This window comes from Flavobacterium sp. KMS (assembly GCF_000813005.1).
In the GTDB taxonomy this organism is placed as follows: Bacteria; Bacteroidota; Bacteroidia; order Flavobacteriales; family Flavobacteriaceae; genus Flavobacterium.
Window position 1 is genome coordinate 122,789 of record NZ_JSYP01000008.1, and the last position, 19,591, is coordinate 142,379.

The following is a 19,591-nucleotide window of genomic DNA, read 5'->3' on the forward strand; positions in this document are numbered from 1 at the left end:
TAAACTCATTTTATTCATTGGTGCAAATTTACATCTTTTTTTTAATTACAATACATTATTGATAATTTGTAACATTTTTTTAATATTATGTTGCTTTTATCCATTTATCTCATTTCTACACTTAAAAAATCAACTAAAAATTAAACTTTTAATAAAAAATCGGCTATCTGAGTTAAACTCAAATAGCCGATTTTGATTATTTATATCTTTATTGCTCTTTAAAAAAGCCTAAAAATTATAATTTTTATTGAATATTTATCTATTCAAATTATTCTTTCGTAAATTCTAATACTTGCGAATTTTCTAAAATTGTCATGTTTAATCCAGTTTTAGTAAATGCAAATCTTAATCCAGCTCTCACCGATTCAAAAGTATCTGCCGCATTCGCAACAGGCTGAACTGGAAATTTAGGATAATTAGGAAGCTCTACAGTTAAAGCACTATTTTTTTCGGTAAAAGTGATTTTTAAAGGTGTTTTTTTACTAGAATAAGTCCCTAAATAAGGGTCTAAAACAACATCTTTTTCTAATTTACCACTTCCTGCAGTCCATATGTTGTTTACCTCATTACTATCAGGAAAAACGTGATCAGGATCTATAGTAACACTTTCGATTTCTTCTGTTGAGTCAAACTTGAAAGACCATTCTACGTTTCTTTGCCAGATTTCAACTGGTAATTTCACTCTGGAAACTTTTCCGCTTTTAGTTTTCACATCAATTACAACAGGCATTACCATTTTTTCAAAGTTCTCAATAGTAATAATCACTCCTTTTGCAGGGTCATTTTTCACATATTTAATTGAGTTAATACCTTGGTCAAAACGCCAGTTGTTAACATACCAACCTCTCCAGAACCAGCTTAAATCTTCTCCTGCAACGTTTTCCATTGTTCTAAAGAAATCATCTGGTGTAGGGTGCTTATAAGCCCAACGATCTATATAAGTACGGAAAGCTGTGTCAAAACGCTCTTTTCCTAATACTTGTTCTCTTAAAATTACCAAACCTGAACTTGGTTTAAAATAACATAACATCCCAATATTTGCCTCTTTCATATTATCTGGAGAACTCATAATAGTTTCTAACTTAGGATTTGTAAATGCCTCAGCCATTTTATGCAAATCCTTAGGTGCATCTTTATATTCACCTTTATTAAATTCGGCAGAACTCAATGAATTAATAAATGTATTGAATCCTTCGTCCATCCATCCAAATAATCTTTCGTTTGAACCTACAATCATAGGAAACCAGATGTGTCCAAACTCATGATCTGTAACACCCCATAAATCTTCTCCTTTTGATTCCCAACTACAAAATACAATTCCTGGATATTCCATACCTCCCTCATTCCCTGCTACGTTTGTTGCAACTGGATAAGGATATTCAAACCATTTATTTGAGTAATTTTCAATTGCTCCTTTAGTATATTCTGTCGAACGTCCCCAAGCAGCATTTCCATCACTTTCAACAGGATATGCAGAAAGAGCCAATGATTTTTTCCCGCTAGGTAAATTAATCTTAGCACCATCTAAAATAAAAGCAGCTGAAGATGCCCAAGAGAAATCACGTGCATTTTTTATTTGATAATGCCATGTTTTTTCTCCATTTCCATTAGCTTTTGCTGCAGCAACTTCTTCAGCAGAGCGAATCATAACCGTTTTATCACTTAGTGCAGCATCTTTAAATCGTTTTTGTTGTTCTGCGGTATATACTTCTGGAGCATTTAATAATTCTCCAGAGGCAACTACAAAATGATTAGCAGGAACTGTCAACTTCACATCAAAATTACCATATTCTAAGTAAAATTCCGAAGCACCTAAATACGGATGTGTATTCCAGCCTCTTACGTCATCATACACGCACATACGCGGATACCATTGTGCTATTGTAAATATTTTACCGTTTTTAGTTTCAAGAACTCCTGTTCTATCTGATCCTTCATTAGGAGCTATATAAGAAAAATCAATTTTAATTTTAACGCTGCTTCCTTTTGAGGCTAACTCTTCTGGAAGAAAAATTTGCATTCTTGTATCGGTTACAACATATTTAGCATCAACTTCAACCGATTTTTTCTTACCAAGTATAGTAACTTTTACCGATTTAATTTTATTTCCACCATCAAAAACCTGTCCTTGAGCACCATTACGACTTCCTGTTAATGGCACTACAGCATTTCCTCGTGAATCTTCTTTGAATAGATTTTGATCCAAATTAAGCCAAACAAATGACATTTTATCTGGGCTATTGTTGGTATATGTAATCTCATCAGTACCAATAATTTCATTAGTAACCCCATTTAACTTCGCAGTTATCTTATAATCTGCTCTGTTTTGCCAGTACTCTGGACCAGGCTGACCACTTGCAGAACGGGTTGTTGTTCCGTTTTTAGAATAAAATAATGGAGAGAATGCATCATAATAATCATATTTAGAAATAGGATTAGTTGTCGCAGTAGGAACTTGTTGTGCCCAGGTGGCCGAAATTCCAAACAATAAAGCCATCATTAACAAGGCTTTTAAAGAGTGTTTTTTCATTTTTGTTGCTGTTTATCTAGCAAATTAATGAAAAAAAAAGCTATTTATGAATTAAATCCTACCGGTTAATACAATTTTATCAAAAAATATTTCATCAGCTTTTTTACCTATAAATTAAATTTATAAATATATTTACAACTCATTCTTAAACCATTCAAAAACTAAATTTTGACTACAATTATTTCAAATTCAAAACTTACTGCTTCTATTAAACATGCCGGAGCCGAATTATTTTCATTAAAAAATAACGATAATAAAGAATTTATTTGGGAAGGAAACCCAGATTTTTGGGGTAAACACTCCCCTGTCTTATTCCCAATTGTTGGTACCTTAAAAAACAATACTTACGTTATTAATGATACATCGTATCACTTGCCACGCCACGGTTTTGCAAGAGACATGGAGTTTAATCTAGTTTCTAAAACCGACGAAAGTGCCATTTTTTCGATTCAATCTAATGCAGAATCGTTGAAAGTATATCCGTTTGAATTTGAATTACAAATAATTTATACTCTGATAGATTCCCAATTAGACATCCAATATAAGGTAATCAATAAAGATGATTCTAAAATGCCTTTCTCTATCGGTGCACATCCTGCAATTGCGTTACCAGGAAATTTTGAGAATTACGCTTTAGAATTTGAGAAACAAGAGTCTCTAAAATATTCATTGCTCGAAAATGATTTGATATCCAATAAAACAAAGCAATTAGAAACGAAAGAAAATCAAATTGAGCTAAATTATCAACTATTTGAAAATGATGCTTTAATTTTTAAATCATTAGAATCTAACTCCCTAACAATTTTAGAAAACAATAAACCATATGTAAAAGTAGATTTTGCAGATTTTCCTAGTTTAGGTATTTGGACAAAAGAAAATGCTCCTTTTATTTGTATCGAACCTTGGTTTGGTTATTCTGATACTCCTGAAAACACAGGAAATCTTTTCGAAAAAGAAGGAATAGTAACTTTAGATGCAAATCAAACATTTAATTCTAAATTTAGTATCGAAATCCTATAATCTTATCTTGATATATTATGTTAACATTTAATTTTTCTCCATTTCCAGTACTCGAAACGGAACGCTTAATTATTAGAAGAGTAACCAATGAGGATGCAAACGAAATTATAGCACTTCGTTCTAATCCTGAAACTATGAAATACATTCCAAGGCCACTCACAAAAACTACTGAACAGGCATTAGAACATATAGCTCAAATTGATAGTACAATTGAAACTAACGAAGGAATCAATTGGGGAATAACACTAAAAGGCGATTCCAAAGTAGTTGGAATTATTGGCTATTATAGAATAAAACCAGAACATTATCGTGCCGAAATTGGCTATATGCTATTACCTGAACTTCACGGAAAAGGAATTATTCCTGAAGCAGTAAAAACAGTAATTGATTATGGTTTTAATGAAATGAAACTACACTCAATCGAAGCAGCCATTGACCCTGATAATTTTGCATCAGAAAGAGTATTACAAAAAATTGGTTTCGTAAAAGAAGGGCATTTTAAAGAAGTCGAATATTATGAAGGCAATTTTTTAGATAGCGTAATTTATTCGTTATTAAACAAAAAGTAATTCATAGCAATATCTTTTTTTATTGATTCTTGTTAAATTTTAACTTTATAACAATACAACATATTTCATTCCGTTATATTTGCACCCAAAACTAGCAACCCAAACTAACTTATTGCTAGTAATTACTAGATTTTATGAAAAATTTATTTGCCCTAATCGTTCTACTATTTTCAATTCAATCCCAAAGTCAAACTTATATTAAAGCAAATGCACTTACCGCTTTAGTAGCAATTCCAGATATTGCTGTAGAAACAAGCATTGGTGAGAAATTAACCCTGAATGTTGATTTAATGGCTTCTTTTTGGGAATCATTTGATGGAAAAAGCCCAATGAAATTTGTCACCTTTACTCCGGAAGTTCGTTACCATTTTAATGAGAAATTCAATGGTTTATACCTTGGTGGTCATATTGGAGGTGATATATATCAAATTCAAAAATGGAACTACTGGGATAGTAACAATTACGAAGATGGTTTTGGATACAGATTGGGAGCTACGCTAGGATATCAAAAGAAACTAAATGATAAATTCATGCTAGATTTTTTTGTTAGCGGAGGGTGGCACCAAGGTTTTTACAAAGGCCTTTATAATGACGGTACACCTGGTCGTTATGAAAAAGCCCATGATTACAACAAAAGTGGAGAATGGTTACCTTACGGTGGTGGTGTAATGATTTCGTATAAATTAAATTAATTTATACGGGAAATTTAGGAATTGATTTTATATATAAATCTTCTACCTTTTTTCTAGCCCAATCAGTTTTTCTTAAAAAAGTCAAACTAGATTTTATACTAGGATTTGAAGAAAAACATTTAATCGGAATTAATTCTCCCAAAGTATCAAATCCATAATACTCTACTAGTTTTTCTATTATTGTTTGAAGGGTGATTCCGTGTAGAGGATTTTTATCTTGATTTTGCATTTAATATTTTTTAAATAAATAATAAAAAGACCGTACTATGAAAAGTACGGTCTTTCTTTTTTACAAAATTACTAAATTGAAATTTAAATAATCTCCTAAATATTAGAATATGAATTTAAATCCGAAAGAAAGTGGAGAAGTTAAATTTGGATTACTTCCTCCTAATGCCCCATTATAATAAGAATCAACATTAGCCACATGTGCTAAACCAAAATTAGTTACAGTAGTTTTAGAACCATCTTTAGGATCTAAAGTCGTAGATGTAAAATTAGCTAAATCATAAGAAAACTCAACTGAGAAATATTTTGTCACGAAGAAATCAAATCCACCAGATAAAGACAAACCAAATTGATTTACTTTTAATTCACTTTCCTTTTCTTTTCCAGTGATTATTGGAGCTGCCAATTGTCCGAAGAAATATAAAGAACCAGCAACATTCCAATATTTTCTAGCTAAAGGCTGAATAACTATTAAATTAGAATTTGCAGCAGTTCCTTTATCTGAATCTGCTTTTATATTAATATATCCAAGCCCTGCTCCAACAGCTACAGATGGCGTAATAAATTTACCTACAACTGGCATTACTAATAAATTTGTGCTTTTTACATCGTCTGTTTTAGTTTGTTGGTAACCAAATTGCGATGTTACAAACCATGCACCTTTTAGACCTTGATTTGCTTCCTGAGCTTTTACCGTTAAGCCTACTAACACAATACTAACTAATGTTAAAATTTTTTTCATGTTTTTAAGTTTTTGTTATAAATTATTTAACAAACTTAAGCGTAAGGTTTTTCCTGAAGAATGATTAAAATCATAGGTTTAAAAAAATCTTTAATTATCTTTGATTTCATTAAAGTTTTTCTTTTTTATTCTACATTTGCAATCCTATGTTAAAAACTGTCAATATACTCAATAAGAGAGCCCGTTTCGATTACGAAATAATAGATACCTATACTGCTGGAATTGTTTTAGCGGGAACCGAAATCAAATCAATACGTCTTGGTAAAGCAAATATTACCGAGAGTTTTTGTGAATTTAGTGGTAATGAACTTTTTGCCATAAACACTTATATAGAAGAATACGCTTTTGGAAATCAATTCAATCATAAGTCAAGAAGCGAAAGAAAATTGCTTTTGAATAAAAAAGAATTGAAGAGTCTTCAGAAAAGTGTACAAGCAAAAGGACTAACAATCATCCCTTTGAAACTATTTACTAATGAAAAAGGATTAGCAAAACTGCAAATCGGACTTTGTAAAGGAAAGAAAAACTACGACAAACGCGAATCTTTAAAAGAACAAGATACCAAACGTGATTTAGATAGAATTAAAAAAGCTTTCTAATTTTTAATCCTCTTTTAATAAGAGTTATTTCTCGATTTTTATACTTATTTTTACTACAATAAATTCTAAATTTCAAGTTTATGAAAAGAATATTTGTTGTATTAACCGTCATCTTACTTTGTGGTTGCGGTACTAGTTCTACAATTGTTAGTAGTTGGAGAGATCCCAAAATAACAATTAGTTCTGAAAATTTCAAAAAAGTATTAGTCGTAGCTTTAGTCAAAGATGAAGAAACACGAAGAATTACGGAGAACAGAATTGCTGCCAGCAGCCCTATCTTCCATACTTCTTATCAATTCTTAAATCAGATTAATAATGATCTTACAAATGATCAGAAACTAAAAATATTAAACGACGAAAATTTTGATGGTGTAGTTACCATGCGCTTGGTAAGCAAAGAAAAACAAACTGATTATGTCCCAGGAATTGATACTAGTATTTATTACGGTGGCTATAATGGTTTATATGGAGGTGCTTTTGGTGGTTGGTACGGCATGTACGCAACTGATTTCTATTCTCCAGGCTATTATGTCGAAAACACATTTTATATTGTAGAAACCAACGTTTTCTCTTTAAAACACAATAAATTAATCTGGACAGGCACCACACAATCATCAGATATAACAGATATAGGTGCAACAGTAGATGATATCATGAGAACTGTAGTAAACGAAATGAAAAAAGACGGAACGCTTCCTAAAAAATAATTTCTTCTAAAATAAATCCTAAAATAGCATCGAATTAATTTGATGCTTTTTTTATTAAAAAAATAATGACTAAACTTGTCTTGACAATTAAAACCTGCTTTTTAAAATGAAAACGATTCTTAAAAATGCCAGAGAGAAAAAAGGATTTAAAACCCGAGAAGTAGCGCAGTTATTAGAAATTGACCAAGCTTTAATAAGTAAATTTGAAAGCGGTACCCGAAAACCCACAAGGGAACAAATCGTTAAACTTGCCTCATTGCTTGAAATTGATTTTGAAAACCTATTAATTCTTTGGCTAAAAGAAAAAATAATACACGAAATCGGCCAAGAAGAATTTGCACTTAAAGCACTACATCTTGCAGAAATCGAAATTCAAAATAACAAAAAAGTAGTTGCTTCGGTAATATTATCAACGCTACAGAACGTTTTGGATGAAATTGAAATTTTAAAAAAGAAAGTTCAATCGTTTCAGCAATTTGAACTACATCGAATTTCAAAAATTCTTGAGCTTGAATTTACATACGAAAGCAATCGTCTCAACGATAACTCATTAACATTACAAGAAACCAAAGCGGTAATTAATGAAGGGTTAACAATTGCAGGCAAAACCATGCGGGAACACCTAGAAGCTGTAAACCATCATGAAACCATTTCTTATATCAAAGATTTGACTCAAAAAAACAGCCCTGTTAACGAAAAAGAATTATTGAATATCCACAACTTGATTTCAAGAGGAATTAAACCTGACCATGCAGGAAAATATAAAAATGACGCCCTCATTATTCGCGAAATGACTTCCTTTTTTAGCTGGTTTGAAACGAATAAAAACAGCTTACATCCAATATTATTAGCTTCTGAGGTACACTTAAGAATTATAAAAATTACCCCATTTGAAAGTGGAAACACACAAATAGCTCATTTATTAATGAATTGGATATTAATACAAAATGGCTATGTCTTTGCAACAATACAAGGAGATACAGAACATAAAAACGAATACCTAAGCATTCTTGAGAAAAGTCAAAATCAAAATGATGAATCTATTTTTATAAACTATGTTGCACAAGTAGAAAAGAAAAATTTACAGCATGCCATCCAATTGGTTTCACAATAACAACATTGTTAAATTTTAAACATTTATTTTTTTACCATTAAGAGATTAAGAAAAATTAAGTTTAATCTAAAATAAAACTAAGATACTTAATCGAGAAATCATTTTAATCTGAAAAATTTGAGACATAAAAAAACCATTAAAAAATTTAAAGCTTTGTAAAACTTAATTTCTTAATGGTAAAATTCTTTACTTTTTGGCTAACAATACCAAAAATATTTTAGTTTTTATCTTCTAATAAAGGAACGAATCTAAATTCTCCAAACTCATGTTTTTCAAATTGTGTTTCGTTTTTACGAATTAACAACGTCATAATCTGAACGTCTTCTCCTAGCGGAATGACTAACCTTCCTCCTATTTTTAATTGTGCCATTAATGGTTGCGGAATAAATGGCGCTCCGGCAGTTACAATTATACTATCAAATGGTGCATAAGTAGGTAATCCTTTATAACCATCTCCAAAAGAAAGGTGTTTCGGACGAATTCCTAATTTAGGAAATAAAACAGATGTTGTTTTAAACAGTTCATTTTGTCTTTCGACACTAAATACCTTGGCACCCAACATATATAATACTGCAGTTTGATACCCTGACCCAGTACCAATTTCTAATACTTTATGGTCTTTTTTAACTTCTAAAAGCTGCGATTGAAACGCAACAGTGTAAGGTTGAGAAATAGTTTGCCCCGCACCAATCGGGAAAGCCTTGTCCTGATAAGCATAATCTTCAAAGCTAGAGTTCAAAAAAAGGTGTCTTGGAATTTTTTTTATCGCTTCCAAAACAGCTTTATCGGTAATTCCCTTTTGTTGTAAAGTGCTTACTAATTGATTCCGAAGTCCTTGATGTTTGGCAGTGTCTTTCAATGTTTATTATTTAATTTTTGGTAAAAATAAGAAAGTAAATAGTAATTCAAATATTGATTCTTAAATATTAAATTACTAAAACTTTAAAGCATTCACTTTCACTTTCAACAAATAAATTATATTTTTGTTAAAAATACATTCTCATGTTAAAAGTAGGAGTTTTAGGTGCTGGTCACTTAGGTAAAATACATTTACGTTTATTACAACAATCTGATAAATATGAATTAGTTGGTTTTTATGACCAAAATCAAGAAAACGCCGAGAAAATTTCCAAAGAATTCGGTTATAAAAATTTCAATACAATTGCCAAGTTAATACACGCTGTAGATGTAATTGATATTGTAACCCCAACATTATCTCATTATAAATGTGCTAAAGTTGCCATAAAATCAGGAAAACATATCTTTATCGAAAAACCTATTTCGAATACTGTTGAAGAAGCTGAAGAAATTATCGCTTTGGCAAAAGAATATAACGTAAAAGGTCAAGTAGGACATGTAGAACGCTTTAATCCAGCATTCATAGCGACAAAAAACATGATTGAAAATCCGATGTTTATAGAAACACATCGTTTGGCCGAATTTAATCCTCGTGGTACAGATGTTCCAGTAGTTTTAGATTTAATGATTCATGATATCGATGCCATTTTAAGCGTCGTAAAATCTAAAGTAAAAAGTATCAATGCTAGTGGAGTTTCAGTTATTAGCGACACTCCAGATATTGCCAATGCCCGAATTGAATTTGAAAACGGTTGTGTTGCCAACTTAACAGCAAGCAGAATTTCGATGAAAAACATGCGTAAAACACGTTTTTTCCAAAGAGATGCTTATATTTCAGTTGACTTTTTAGAAAAGAAGTGTGAAGTTGTTCGTATGAAAGATGCTCCTGAAGTTCCAGGTGATTTTGATATGATTTTGCAAAATGCTGAAGGTGTAAAAAAACAAATCTATTTTACAAATCCAGATGTAGAGCAAAACAACGCAATTCTTGATGAATTAGAATCTTTTGCAAATGCAATCAATACAAATACAGCTCCAGTGGTAACTCTTGGACAAGCAACAGATGCTTTAAGAGTAGCTTACCAAATTATTGACTGTTTTAACAAATAAAATAATCTTAAAAAAAGTTAGCCATAAATTCACGAATTAATTTGTGAGTTTATGGCTAAAATTATAAAATATAGTACTTAAATAATATGAAAACAATTGCTGTAATCGGTGCAGGAACAATGGGTAACGGAATCGCTCATACGTTTGCACAAAGTGGTTTTGTAGTAAAACTAATTGATGTTTCCGAAAAATCGTTGGATAAAGGAATGGCAACTATTGCCGCTAATTTAGACAGAATGCTTGCAAAAGGAAGTATTACTGAAGAAGAAAAAGCTAAAACAATAACTAATATTATTACCTATACCGATATTAAAGATGGTGTTGTAGGTGTTGATTTAGTTGTAGAAGCTGCAACAGAGAACATCGATTTAAAACTGAATATCTTTAAGCAATTAAACGAAGCTTGTTCGCATAATACAATTTTAGCGACCAATACTTCATCTATTTCTATAACACAAATCGGAGCTGTTGTAACTCATCCAGAGCGTGTTATCGGGATGCACTTTATGAATCCGGTGCCAATTATGAAATTGGTAGAAATCATTCGCGGTTATAATACTAGCGATGAAGTTACCAAAATCATCATGGAATTATCTGTAAAGCTAGGTAAAACTCCAGTTGAAGTAAACGATTATCCAGGTTTTGTGGCAAATAGAATTTTAATGCCTATGCTAAACGAAGCAATCGAAACGTTATATAACAAAGTGGCTGGCGTTTACGAAATAGACACAGTAATGAAACTAGGAATGGGACACCCGATGGGACCTCTTCAACTAGCCGATTTTATTGGTCTTGACGTGTGCTTAGCAATCTTAAATGTAATGTACGACGGTTTCAAAAATCCTAAATATGCACCATGTCCTTTATTGGTAAATATGGTTAGAGCTGGGAAATTAGGAGTGAAATCTGGCGAAGGATTCTATGATTATAGTGAAAGTAAAAAAGCAGAGAAAATCTCAAAGCAATTTATCATTTCATAAAAAACAAAAAGACAATGTCTATTAAAGTAAATCTAAGTACCATAAAAGCTTCTCTACCAGAACATGTAACATTAGTTGCGGTTTCTAAAACCAAACCTGTTGCCGATTTAATGGAAGCCTACGAAGCAGGTCAGCGTATTTTTGGAGAAAACAAAATCCAGGAAATGACAGACAAATGGGAAGAAATGCCAAAAGACATCCAATGGCACATGATTGGACACGTACAAACGAATAAAGTAAAATTTATGGCTCCGTTTGTAAGCTTGATTCATGGTGTTGATAGTTTAAAATTATTGCAGGAAATCAATAAACAAGCGTTAAAAAACAACCGAGTTATAGATTGCCTGCTTCAAATGCATATTGCCGAAGAAGAAACAAAATTTGGTCTTGACGAAAAAGAACTCACATCACTCCTAGCCTCAGAAGATTTTCATAATATGAAAAACATTCAAATTTTGGGTTTAATGGGAATGGCAACTTTTACAGAAAATCAAAACCAAATAAAAAAAGAATTCACACATTTAAAGTCTATTTTTGACTCTTTACAAGCTACAAAACCTGTAAACTGTAAACTGAATACTGTTTCGATGGGAATGTCCGGAGATTACCAACTTGCCATAGAATGTGGAAGTACCATGGTTAGAATTGGAAGTAGTATATTTGGAGGGAGATAAATTTCAAAAATCAATATCAATTGCAAAAAACAATACTTAATGGAAAAAATATTCAATTTTGAAGATAGGTTAGTTCGTTTTGCAGGAGAATGTATTTTCTTTACAAGGCAATTGGAGAGATTATTTGAAAACGAATACTATAAAAATCAATTAATCAGATCATCCGGAAGCGCTTCCTTAAATTTTGGAGAAGCTCAAGGTACAATTACTGATAAAGATTTTATTTTTAAAGTTTCATTAGTAGCAAAAGAGTTAAAAGAATCAAGAAACTCATTAAAAATTCTGAATTATATTAAAGAAGGTGATAACGATAAAAGAAATAAACTTCTAATTGAAGTAGAACAACTTATTGCAATTTCATCAAAAATGATAATAAATAAAAACAGTCAATAACAATCACAACGCCAATAGTAATTTTAAGAATTATTATTGACTTTGATATTGAAATTGATTTTTGAAATTGACATTGATAATGTACGCAATACTAGACATAGAAACAACTGGAGGACAGTTTAATGAAGAAGGAATTACCGAAATTGCCATCTATAAATTTGATGGTCATGAAGTAGTCGATCAATTCATTAGTCTGGTGAACCCGGAAATCCCCATTCAGCCATTTGTTGTAAAGCTTACAGGTATTAGTAATGCAATGTTACGTTCAGCACCAAAGTTTTTTGAAGTTGCTAAACGAATTATCGAAATCACTTCCGATTGCGTTATCGTAGCACACAATGCCTCTTTTGATTACAGAATCTTACGCACAGAATTTCGCCGTTTAGGATATGATTTCGAGGCCAAAACGCTTTGTACAGTCGAACTAGCCAAAAAATTAATTCCAGAACAACCTTCTTACAGCTTAGGAAAACTAGTTCGCGCACTAGGAATTCCAATGGCCGACAGACATCGTGCCAATGGTGATGCAATGGCAACAGTAAAGTTGTTCAAAATGCTTCTGGAAAAAGATACCGAAAAAACAATCATAAAAGACTTCATAAAACTAGAAGTCGAAAAAGGAATTGCGCCAAAATTATTAGATATTGTAGCGCAAGCACCTACAAAAACAGGTGTATACTACATTCATAACGAAAGTGGGAATTTAATATACATTGGTAAAAGCCGAAACATAAAAAAACGCATCAATCAGCATTTTACAGGAACAAATACCAAAAGCAAAAAAATCCAAGCCGAAGTATTTACAGTAACTTATGATGAAACAGGAAGCGAACTTATTGCGCTTTTAAAAGAAAGTGAAGAAATAAAAGTCAATAAACCCAAATACAATCGTTCGCAGAAAAAAACTATTTTTCCGCTTTCATTATACGCCGAAAAAGACAAAAACGGTTATCTAAACTTAAAACTTCAGAAAACCGACGGACGCAAAAAAGAAATCACCTCTTACGGAAGTTTACAAGAAGGAAAAAACGCTTTGTTTTTCATCACCGATAAATACAAATTGTGCCAAAAACTGACTGGTTTATATCTCACTAAGAAAGAATGTTTTCAATATAAAATAAAAGAATGCGACGGTGCCTGTATCGGAGAAATCACTCCCGAAGAATATAATGCAAGAGTTCAAAACTTTATTACCGATTATAGTTTCGAAAACAAAAACATGATTTTAGTAGACCGTGGGCGAACTATAAACGAGCGCAGTGCAGTATTAATAGAAAATGGTGTTTATAAAGGCTATGCTTTTTACGATTTAAACTATCAGATTACCAACATCGAAATCCTGAAAAACATCATAATTCCGATGCAAAACAATCGTGATGCCAAAAGCATAATTCAGAATTACATGAGAAAAAGCAAATCATTAAAAGTAATTCATTTTTAATACATATTAACTTTCAGTATCTTCGCAGATATGTCAAGAATAAAATCCAAATACGACCTTTTTAGGCAAAAAACCCAAATCATCCTTTATGGTACCAATACCGTTTTAGGGCGCTTGTTCGATTTGGTACTTCTAGGACTTATTTTACTAAGCGTATTATTGGTTATGATGGATACCGTAGAAGGAATCAATCAAAGATACCATACACAACTTCTTATTTGCGAATGGATAATCACCGTATTCTTTACCATAGAGTTCATTCTACGTATTATTTCGATACAAAAACCCATAAAATATGTTTTTAGCTTTTATGGAATCATCGATTTAATGGCGATATTACCCATGTATTTATCTATATTTTTTCCTGCTACAAATGTTTTAACAATTGTGAGGGTGCTACGTTTCTTCCGATTGTTTAAGATTTTACATATCCCACAAATCTCACAGCAATCCATACAGCTTCGCGAAGCAATGGAAGCCAGTAAAGAAAAAATCCTTGTATTCATCTATTTTGTAGTTATTAGTGCAGTAATTATTGGCTCATTAATGTACGTAGTCGAAGGCAAAGAAAGCGGCTTTACCAGCATCCCAATGGGTATTTACTGGGCAATTGTAACTCTAACAACCGTTGGTTATGGTGATATCTCGCCTGCATCGCCAATAGGACAATTTTTAGCCTCATTGGTTATGATTATGGGTTACGGAATCATTGCCGTTCCTACTGGAATCGTAACAGCCGAATTTGCCAAAAGCAGCCTGAAAAGCAACTCTATCAGTACAAAAAAGAAATGTCTAAAATGCAATTCCCAAGTTCATTTTGATAATGCAAAATATTGCTATGAATGTGGCGAAACATTACCCGATAATTAATTTATGAAGCCATTTCCAGCTGTGTACTACAACTCCTCCTTACATTCGTAATTTTTTTAAGGCATAAAAGGAGCTTCATAAAGTCGCTCTTTTATACCAAAAAAAATAAACAAATCTAAGTCCGGGGTTTACGTTTCCATCTGGGCTAAAAAATATGAAATACTTAATCACCATCGTCGGACCAACAGCTATAGGTAAAACTGCCTTAAGTATTGCTTTGGCACAACATTTTAAGTGCGAGATAATATCGTGCGATAGCCGTCAGTTTTTCAAAGAAATGACAATTGGTACAGCCGTACCCAATCAAGACGAACTACAGGCCGCTAAACATCATTTTATCCAGAACATATCTATTTTCGAAAACTATACGGTAGGCGATTACGAAAAAGAAGCCATAACCAAGTTAGAAGAACTATTCCAACACAATGATTACGTAATTCTTGTAGGTGGCTCCGGATTATATGTAGATGCTGTATTAAAAGGGTTTGATGAATTTCCTGAAATCGATACAACAATTCGCGAAAAAGTAGCACTAGAATATGAACAAAACGGAATTTTGTATCTACAAGAGCAATTAAAAAGACTAGATACTGCTTATTACGATAAACTAACTATTGAAAATCCTCAGACATTACAAAATCCGCAACGAATGATGCGCTTTGTCGAAGTTTGTTTAGGAACAGGAAAGCCATATTCATCGTTTTTAAATCAGAAAAAGAATAATCGAAATTTCACTCCTGTCTTAATTGGTTTAGAAGCTGACAGAGCTGTAATTTACGACCGAATAAACCAACGTGTTGACATAATGCTTAACCAAGGTTTACTAGAAGAAGCACAAAGCCTTTATCCTAACAAAGCGTTAAATGCACTACAAACGGTCGGATATCGAGAATTATTTAGTTATTTTGATGAAGAATTTACGTTGCCCTTTGCAATCGAAGAAATCAAGAAAAACACCCGACGCTTTGCAAAACGTCAGTTAACTTGGTTCAAACGCAATGAAAACACAAAATGGTTTGATTATCTCACTCCAAAAAATGAGGTAATAAACTTCATCGAAGAAAGTATAAAAAAATAAGATAAAGGACTCATGCCAATCTCACCAAATTTCACGTCTGTATTAAGCAAAGACTGGGAAATCAATTTTACACAATGTACGCCAAATGGATATTTAAAATATACCGATATGTGCAATCTTTTACAACTAACAGCCGCAGCCCACTCAGAAGTTGGAGGAATTAGTTTTACAGATATGCAGGAATTCGATCAAGCTTGGGTTTTAAGCCGCATGCGTGTAGAAGTTACTGCTTTGCCTAAATGGCAAGATGTAGTAACGGTAAAAACATGGATTAACAGTCTGGAGAATTCCCGTTCTGTTCGTGCATTAGAAATGTATGTAAACGGCAAAAAAATAATTGGTAGCGAGACATTCTGGGCAGTTTTTAATACAAAAGCACGTCGCCCTGAAGGATTAGCACTTCCTTATGACCATTTTGAGTTATATCCAGATAACAGAGCTACAAAAGAAGGTTTCTCTAAAATTAATATCAATCCAGAAAAAGAATCAGTTTTTGAAAAAACTGTTTATCTATCCGATTTAGATATAGTAAACCATGCCAATAATGTAAAATACTTAGAATGGTGTTTGGATCACGTTGACCCAAAACATATTCTGAATCAGGAAATCGAAAGTTTCGAAATGAATTTCCTAAAAGAATTATCCTTAAATGATGCTGTTGTAATACACGAAAGTGAAACTGAAGACAACTCAACTTTTAGTATTACAAAAGGCGATAAATCTTGCTTCGCATTACAACTTAACTGGAAGAAATAAGGTTTTCAGAACTAACATTTTAATATCCTGCAAGATTAAAAACCTTGCAGGATTATCAATCAAAACATTCATATTCTATTTTAAATAAACATCTCTTAACCCTGATTGTAGTGAAAAGCATTTTGAAATAAAAAAAACATTTCCTGAATAAAAACAGCGACCAGCGGAAGCTCGTTTTTAATCATAGGAAATGCCTTTTTTATGAAAAATCTTGTAACGGAAAGCAGGAAATAGTTACAAAAAAAAAGCTCCGATTTCTCGAAGCTTTTTTTTTATGCAGTTACTTTGTTTTTAACAACTAGTCTAAAACCTTCACCGTGGATGTTAAGAATTTCAACATCTTCGTCTGGTTTAAGATACTTTCTAAGTTTGGCGATATAAACGTCCATACTTCTTGAAGTAAAGTAATTATCATCTCTCCAAATTTTTGTTAATGCTAATTCTCTTGGCATTAAATCATTTTCATGAAGGATTAACATTTTCAATAATTCGTTTTCTTTTGGAGATAACTTTATTGGCTCTTCATTTTCAAAAGTTAAAAATCTAAGTTTTGAATTTAAATGAAATTTACCAATGTTAAACTCAAACTGAACTTGCTCAGCTTTAGTATCAGAAGATTTTCTTTGAATAATCGCTTTGATTTTCATTAATAATACTTCTGAATCAAATGGCTTGTTCAAATAATCATCTGCTCCTGCTTTGTACCCTTTTAACACATCCTCTTTCATAGATTTTGCTGTTAAAAAGATAATAGGCACTTCGCTATTTTTCTCTCTGATTTCTTTTGCTAATGTATATCCGTCCTTATATGGCATCATGACATCAAGAATACATAAGTCGTATACGTCTTTCTTGAATTTCTCGAAGCCTTCCATTCCGTTTTTTGCCAATGTAACTTCAAAGTCATTTAGCATTAAATAGTCTTTAAGAACTGCACCAAAATTAAGGTCATCTTCTACTAAAAGAATTCTTTTATTGATATTTTCCATATTTTAATTTATTAGTGGTATTTTTATTATAAAGGTACTACCTTTCCCTTTTTCACTTTCTACATAGACTTGACCATTATGGTCTTCTACTATCCTTTTTACATATGATAAGCCCAATCCGTGGCCTTTAACATTATGTAAATCTCCCGTGTGTTCTCTGTAAAATTTCTCAAAAACTCTTTTTTGAGCCACTTTACTCATTCCTAATCCATTATCTTTTACTTTTATAAGAATCATATCTTTAATGTTCTCTGTAAAAATTTCTATTTTAGGAATACCTGGCGAATACTTTATAGCATTCTCTAAGATATTAACTAAGACGTTGGTAAAATGTACTTCATTAATTAATGCTGTCGCTCTGGCTGCATCGTAATGATTTGTAATAGTACCTTGTCTATCCTCAAGAATCAAACTTACATGCTCAATTGCATCATCGATAATCCCATGGATTTCGGTCGGTTCTTTGTTGATATCCAATTCACTTTTCTCTAATTTAGAGATTCGTAATACATTCTCAACCTGAGCGTGCATTCGTTTATTCTCGTCCCGTATCATCTGAAGGTACCTAAAGACCTTCTCTTTATCTTCGATTATTTTAGGATTTTTAATGGCATCCAAAGCCAGATTTATTGTTGCAATTGGAGTTTTAAACTCATGCGTCATATTGTTTATAAAATCTGTTTTAATTTCAGATATATGTTTCTGACGTATTAACTGATTCAATGCACTTGTATATGCAATTATAATAATAAGCGTAAATATGATTGACAATATGGTTATACTTACTAACTCTGATAGTAAAAATTTCTTCTTGTGAGGAAATGTTACCGATAACTCATATTTGTTATTCCCTTCATTATCTGCAAAAATTGGTATCGAGTAGGTTGATTCTTTATCATATTTAAACCCATCCGATTTAATTTTGGTAGCAATACCGCTACTATAAATTCCAAACTCAAATTTTGTTTTTACACCGTACTCTTCTAATTCTTTTTTCAGAAGCTTTTGTAGCTTCTCTTTGGTGATTCTTTCGTTAATTGGCATTGCCGAAGCAATGTCTTTAAAGAATATCTCAAATTGTGCGTTATCTAAAACATCCAGATTTCCTGATTTCTCAATCTTTACATCTGGTATTATGCTTTGTTGCAACGAATTATCTATACTGTTATTATTATAAACTTCGGTTGTACGCTTAGAATTAAAATTCTTAAACCTTTCGCTACTAAATTTCTTATCAAAGAACGAGCCATTTATATTATAATCTTCTGATATAATACTATTTGAATATACAATTGTTTTATTTGTTCTAGGATTTTTTTGAACGTAATAAAATTCTAACAAATCATTTTTTTGTGGTACTTTACCTGTACTATCTTTATAATGATTGTATTTATCATAAAAACTATAGGCTTCTTGCTGTTGTAGCTTATCGGCTACATTTCCAATAACTTGTTTAACATGAAACTTAAACTGTTCGTCATTATTTTTAAACGAAGAAGTAAACCAATATACCTGAACAAGAATTATCCCTATTAAGGATAAGCTCATCAATAAAACAAGAATTCTAAAAAACAATTTATTCATCGAAACAAAATTAATATTTTAACAATATACTAAATAATACATTAACCAAATATTAACATTTAAGAGTGATTTTGTTTAATATCTAAAATTTTAAGAATTTTAACAACTTCTTGCTTAGCAATTTTAAGATTCAAATTATGAATAATATAATTACTATTAGCAAAACGCTGTTCATCGTTCCATTGCATATTCATCCTTTTTAAAACATGTTCGCGAGTAGTTTTATCGCGATTCATTACCCTCTCAATTCTGGTTTCCTGGGGTGCGGTAACCGTAATTATAATGTCACATTCTTTATAACGTCCGCTTTCAAACAAAATTGCTGCTTCGTAAATTATATAGGGCTCTTTTTTATGCTTTAGTAACCAATTCTCAAAATCCATTTTTACAGCAGGATGTACAATTGCATTGAGTAATGCTAATTTATCTGCATTATTAAAAACAATATCAGCCAATTTGGCTCTATTTAATGTATTATTATCAAAAATTTCAGCACCAAAAGTTTCATGAATAGCGGCAATTATTTCATCGGATTGCATGACTTTTTTAGCCTCATCATCGGCAATATAAACAGGAATTCCCATTTCATTAAAATACCCTGCTATGGTAGTTTTACCACTACCAATACCTCCTGTTAAGCCTATTACTTTTGTCATA

The 19,591-nt window shown here is 31.8% G+C and carries 21 protein-coding genes; 14 read left to right on the top strand and 7 right to left on the bottom strand.

Translation table 11 applies throughout. The features are described 5' to 3' along the window. Positions 1–268 precede the first annotated feature (268 nt). Positions 269–2,530, bottom strand: a complete 2,262-nt coding sequence (locus OA93_RS10050; RefSeq protein WP_039113052.1) for a M1 family metallopeptidase — start codon at positions 2,528–2,530, stop codon at positions 269–271. A 168-nt stretch (positions 2,531–2,698) separates the two neighbouring features. Between OA93_RS10050 and OA93_RS10055 the strand changes: the two genes are divergently transcribed. The 3 genes from OA93_RS10055 (at position 2,699) to OA93_RS10065 (ending at position 4,811) form a co-directional block, all read left to right on the top strand. Next, a complete protein-coding gene (locus tag OA93_RS10055; protein ID WP_039113053.1) occupies positions 2,699–3,550 on the top strand; it encodes an aldose 1-epimerase family protein in 852 nt (283 codons plus the stop codon). 17 nt (positions 3,551–3,567) lie between these two features. Beyond that, positions 3,568–4,119: a GNAT family N-acetyltransferase gene (locus OA93_RS10060; RefSeq protein WP_039113054.1), complete on the top strand. Its 552-nt coding sequence runs from the start codon at positions 3,568–3,570 to the stop codon at positions 4,117–4,119. Positions 4,120–4,253: 134 nt separating this feature from the next. After that, positions 4,254–4,811 (top strand): DUF3575 domain-containing protein, encoded by a 558-nt coding sequence (locus OA93_RS10065; RefSeq protein ID WP_039113055.1) that lies wholly within the window; start codon positions 4,254–4,256, stop codon positions 4,809–4,811. 1 nt (position 4,812) lies between these two features. Here the strand turns inward: OA93_RS10065 and OA93_RS10070 are convergent, their stop codons facing one another. Beyond that, positions 4,813–5,040, bottom strand: coding sequence for a VF530 family protein (locus tag OA93_RS10070; RefSeq protein WP_039113056.1), 228 nt, complete (start codon positions 5,038–5,040; stop codon positions 4,813–4,815). Between the two features lie 102 nt (positions 5,041–5,142). After that, positions 5,143–5,781: an outer membrane beta-barrel protein gene (locus tag OA93_RS10075; RefSeq protein ID WP_039113057.1), complete on the bottom strand. Its 639-nt coding sequence runs from the start codon at positions 5,779–5,781 to the stop codon at positions 5,143–5,145. 146 nt (positions 5,782–5,927) lie between these two features. Here OA93_RS10075 and smpB point away from each other — a divergent pair, with 146 nt between their 5' ends. From smpB to OA93_RS10090, 3 genes are all read left to right on the top strand, one after another. Continuing rightward, positions 5,928–6,380 carry an SsrA-binding protein SmpB gene (smpB, locus tag OA93_RS10080; protein WP_039113058.1) on the top strand — a complete coding sequence of 151 codons (453 nt, stop codon included), beginning with the start codon at positions 5,928–5,930 and terminating at the stop codon, positions 6,378–6,380. 80 nt (positions 6,381–6,460) lie between these two features. Then, a complete protein-coding gene (locus tag OA93_RS10085) occupies positions 6,461–7,087 on the top strand; it encodes a hypothetical protein (RefSeq protein ID WP_039113059.1) in 627 nt (208 codons plus the stop codon). Between the two features lie 106 nt (positions 7,088–7,193). After that, positions 7,194–8,201 carry a helix-turn-helix domain-containing protein gene (locus OA93_RS10090; protein WP_039113060.1) on the top strand — a complete coding sequence of 336 codons (1,008 nt, stop codon included), beginning with the start codon at positions 7,194–7,196 and terminating at the stop codon, positions 8,199–8,201. Between the two features lie 217 nt (positions 8,202–8,418). Here OA93_RS10090 and OA93_RS10095 read toward each other — a convergent pair whose 3' ends face one another. Next, positions 8,419–9,060 (bottom strand): protein-L-isoaspartate(D-aspartate) O-methyltransferase, encoded by a 642-nt coding sequence (locus tag OA93_RS10095; RefSeq protein WP_035620917.1) that lies wholly within the window; start codon positions 9,058–9,060, stop codon positions 8,419–8,421. A 143-nt stretch (positions 9,061–9,203) separates the two neighbouring features. On the opposite strand from OA93_RS10095, the gene OA93_RS10100 reads away from it, so the two are divergent. The 8 genes from OA93_RS10100 (at position 9,204) to OA93_RS10135 (ending at position 16,361) form a co-directional block, all read left to right on the top strand. Beyond that, positions 9,204–10,169 (top strand): Gfo/Idh/MocA family oxidoreductase, encoded by a 966-nt coding sequence (locus OA93_RS10100; RefSeq protein ID WP_039113061.1) that lies wholly within the window; start codon positions 9,204–9,206, stop codon positions 10,167–10,169. Between the two features lie 86 nt (positions 10,170–10,255). Further along, complete coding sequence (locus OA93_RS10105; protein WP_039113062.1) at positions 10,256–11,149, top strand: 3-hydroxyacyl-CoA dehydrogenase NAD-binding domain-containing protein; 894 nt, start codon at positions 10,256–10,258, stop codon at positions 11,147–11,149. Positions 11,150–11,163: 14 nt separating this feature from the next. Continuing rightward, a complete protein-coding gene (locus tag OA93_RS10110) occupies positions 11,164–11,823 on the top strand; it encodes a YggS family pyridoxal phosphate-dependent enzyme (RefSeq protein WP_039113063.1) in 660 nt (219 codons plus the stop codon). 39 nt (positions 11,824–11,862) lie between these two features. Further along, positions 11,863–12,216, top strand: coding sequence for a four helix bundle protein (locus OA93_RS10115; RefSeq protein ID WP_039113064.1), 354 nt, complete (start codon positions 11,863–11,865; stop codon positions 12,214–12,216). Positions 12,217–12,295: 79 nt separating this feature from the next. Beyond that, a complete protein-coding gene (locus OA93_RS10120; protein ID WP_039113065.1) occupies positions 12,296–13,657 on the top strand; it encodes an exonuclease domain-containing protein in 1,362 nt (453 codons plus the stop codon). A gap of 30 nt (positions 13,658–13,687) precedes the next feature. Next, on the top strand, positions 13,688–14,527 hold the full coding sequence (locus tag OA93_RS10125; protein ID WP_039113066.1) for an ion transporter: 840 nt from the start codon (positions 13,688–13,690) through the stop codon (positions 14,525–14,527). Between the two features lie 154 nt (positions 14,528–14,681). Then, complete coding sequence (gene miaA, locus OA93_RS10130; protein WP_039113067.1) at positions 14,682–15,605, top strand: tRNA (adenosine(37)-N6)-dimethylallyltransferase MiaA; 924 nt, start codon at positions 14,682–14,684, stop codon at positions 15,603–15,605. A gap of 12 nt (positions 15,606–15,617) precedes the next feature. Further along, positions 15,618–16,361 carry an acyl-ACP thioesterase domain-containing protein gene (locus tag OA93_RS10135; protein WP_039113068.1) on the top strand — a complete coding sequence of 248 codons (744 nt, stop codon included), beginning with the start codon at positions 15,618–15,620 and terminating at the stop codon, positions 16,359–16,361. Positions 16,362–16,633: 272 nt separating this feature from the next. Here the strand turns inward: OA93_RS10135 and OA93_RS10140 are convergent, their stop codons facing one another. The 3 genes from OA93_RS10140 to coaE are packed head-to-tail and all read right to left on the bottom strand — an operon-like array spanning position 16,634 to position 19,590. Beyond that, positions 16,634–17,350: a response regulator transcription factor gene (locus tag OA93_RS10140; RefSeq protein ID WP_035620894.1), complete on the bottom strand. Its 717-nt coding sequence runs from the start codon at positions 17,348–17,350 to the stop codon at positions 16,634–16,636. A gap of 3 nt (positions 17,351–17,353) precedes the next feature. After that, positions 17,354–18,934, bottom strand: a complete 1,581-nt coding sequence (locus OA93_RS10145; protein ID WP_035620893.1) for a HAMP domain-containing sensor histidine kinase — start codon at positions 18,932–18,934, stop codon at positions 17,354–17,356. A gap of 59 nt (positions 18,935–18,993) precedes the next feature. Continuing rightward, positions 18,994–19,590 (bottom strand): dephospho-CoA kinase, encoded by a 597-nt coding sequence (coaE, locus tag OA93_RS10150; RefSeq protein WP_039113069.1) that lies wholly within the window; start codon positions 19,588–19,590, stop codon positions 18,994–18,996. Position 19,591: the final 1 nt, after the last annotated feature.

Excerpts from the sequence above, each read along its gene's own strand:
- miaA (WP_039113067.1), top strand. The coding sequence starts at position 14,682 with ATGAAATACTTAATCACCATCGTCGGACCAACAGCTATAGGTAAAACT.
- OA93_RS10085 (WP_039113059.1), top strand. The coding sequence starts at position 6,461 with ATGAAAAGAATATTTGTTGTATTAACCGTCATCTTACTTTGTGGTTGC.
- coaE (WP_039113069.1), bottom strand. The coding sequence starts at position 19,590 with ATGACAAAAGTAATAGGCTTAACAGGAGGTATTGGTAGTGGTAAAACT.
- OA93_RS10060 (WP_039113054.1), top strand. The coding sequence starts at position 3,568 with ATGTTAACATTTAATTTTTCTCCATTTCCAGTACTCGAAACGGAACGC.
- OA93_RS10065 (WP_039113055.1), top strand. The coding sequence starts at position 4,254 with ATGAAAAATTTATTTGCCCTAATCGTTCTACTATTTTCAATTCAATCC.
- OA93_RS10070 (WP_039113056.1), bottom strand. The coding sequence starts at position 5,040 with ATGCAAAATCAAGATAAAAATCCTCTACACGGAATCACCCTTCAAACA.
- OA93_RS10050 (WP_039113052.1), bottom strand. The coding sequence starts at position 2,530 with ATGAAAAAACACTCTTTAAAAGCCTTGTTAATGATGGCTTTATTGTTT.
- OA93_RS10075 (WP_039113057.1), bottom strand. The coding sequence starts at position 5,781 with ATGAAAAAAATTTTAACATTAGTTAGTATTGTGTTAGTAGGCTTAACG.
- smpB (WP_039113058.1), top strand. The coding sequence starts at position 5,928 with ATGTTAAAAACTGTCAATATACTCAATAAGAGAGCCCGTTTCGATTAC.
- OA93_RS10110 (WP_039113063.1), top strand. The coding sequence starts at position 11,164 with ATGTCTATTAAAGTAAATCTAAGTACCATAAAAGCTTCTCTACCAGAA.
- OA93_RS10105 (WP_039113062.1), top strand. The coding sequence starts at position 10,256 with ATGAAAACAATTGCTGTAATCGGTGCAGGAACAATGGGTAACGGAATC.
- OA93_RS10115 (WP_039113064.1), top strand. The coding sequence starts at position 11,863 with ATGGAAAAAATATTCAATTTTGAAGATAGGTTAGTTCGTTTTGCAGGA.
- OA93_RS10100 (WP_039113061.1), top strand. The coding sequence starts at position 9,204 with ATGTTAAAAGTAGGAGTTTTAGGTGCTGGTCACTTAGGTAAAATACAT.
- OA93_RS10125 (WP_039113066.1), top strand. The coding sequence starts at position 13,688 with ATGTCAAGAATAAAATCCAAATACGACCTTTTTAGGCAAAAAACCCAA.
- OA93_RS10135 (WP_039113068.1), top strand. The coding sequence starts at position 15,618 with ATGCCAATCTCACCAAATTTCACGTCTGTATTAAGCAAAGACTGGGAA.
- OA93_RS10145 (WP_035620893.1), bottom strand. The coding sequence starts at position 18,934 with ATGAATAAATTGTTTTTTAGAATTCTTGTTTTATTGATGAGCTTATCC.
- OA93_RS10140 (WP_035620894.1), bottom strand. The coding sequence starts at position 17,350 with ATGGAAAATATCAATAAAAGAATTCTTTTAGTAGAAGATGACCTTAAT.
- OA93_RS10090 (WP_039113060.1), top strand. The coding sequence starts at position 7,194 with ATGAAAACGATTCTTAAAAATGCCAGAGAGAAAAAAGGATTTAAAACC.
- OA93_RS10120 (WP_039113065.1), top strand. The coding sequence starts at position 12,296 with ATGTACGCAATACTAGACATAGAAACAACTGGAGGACAGTTTAATGAA.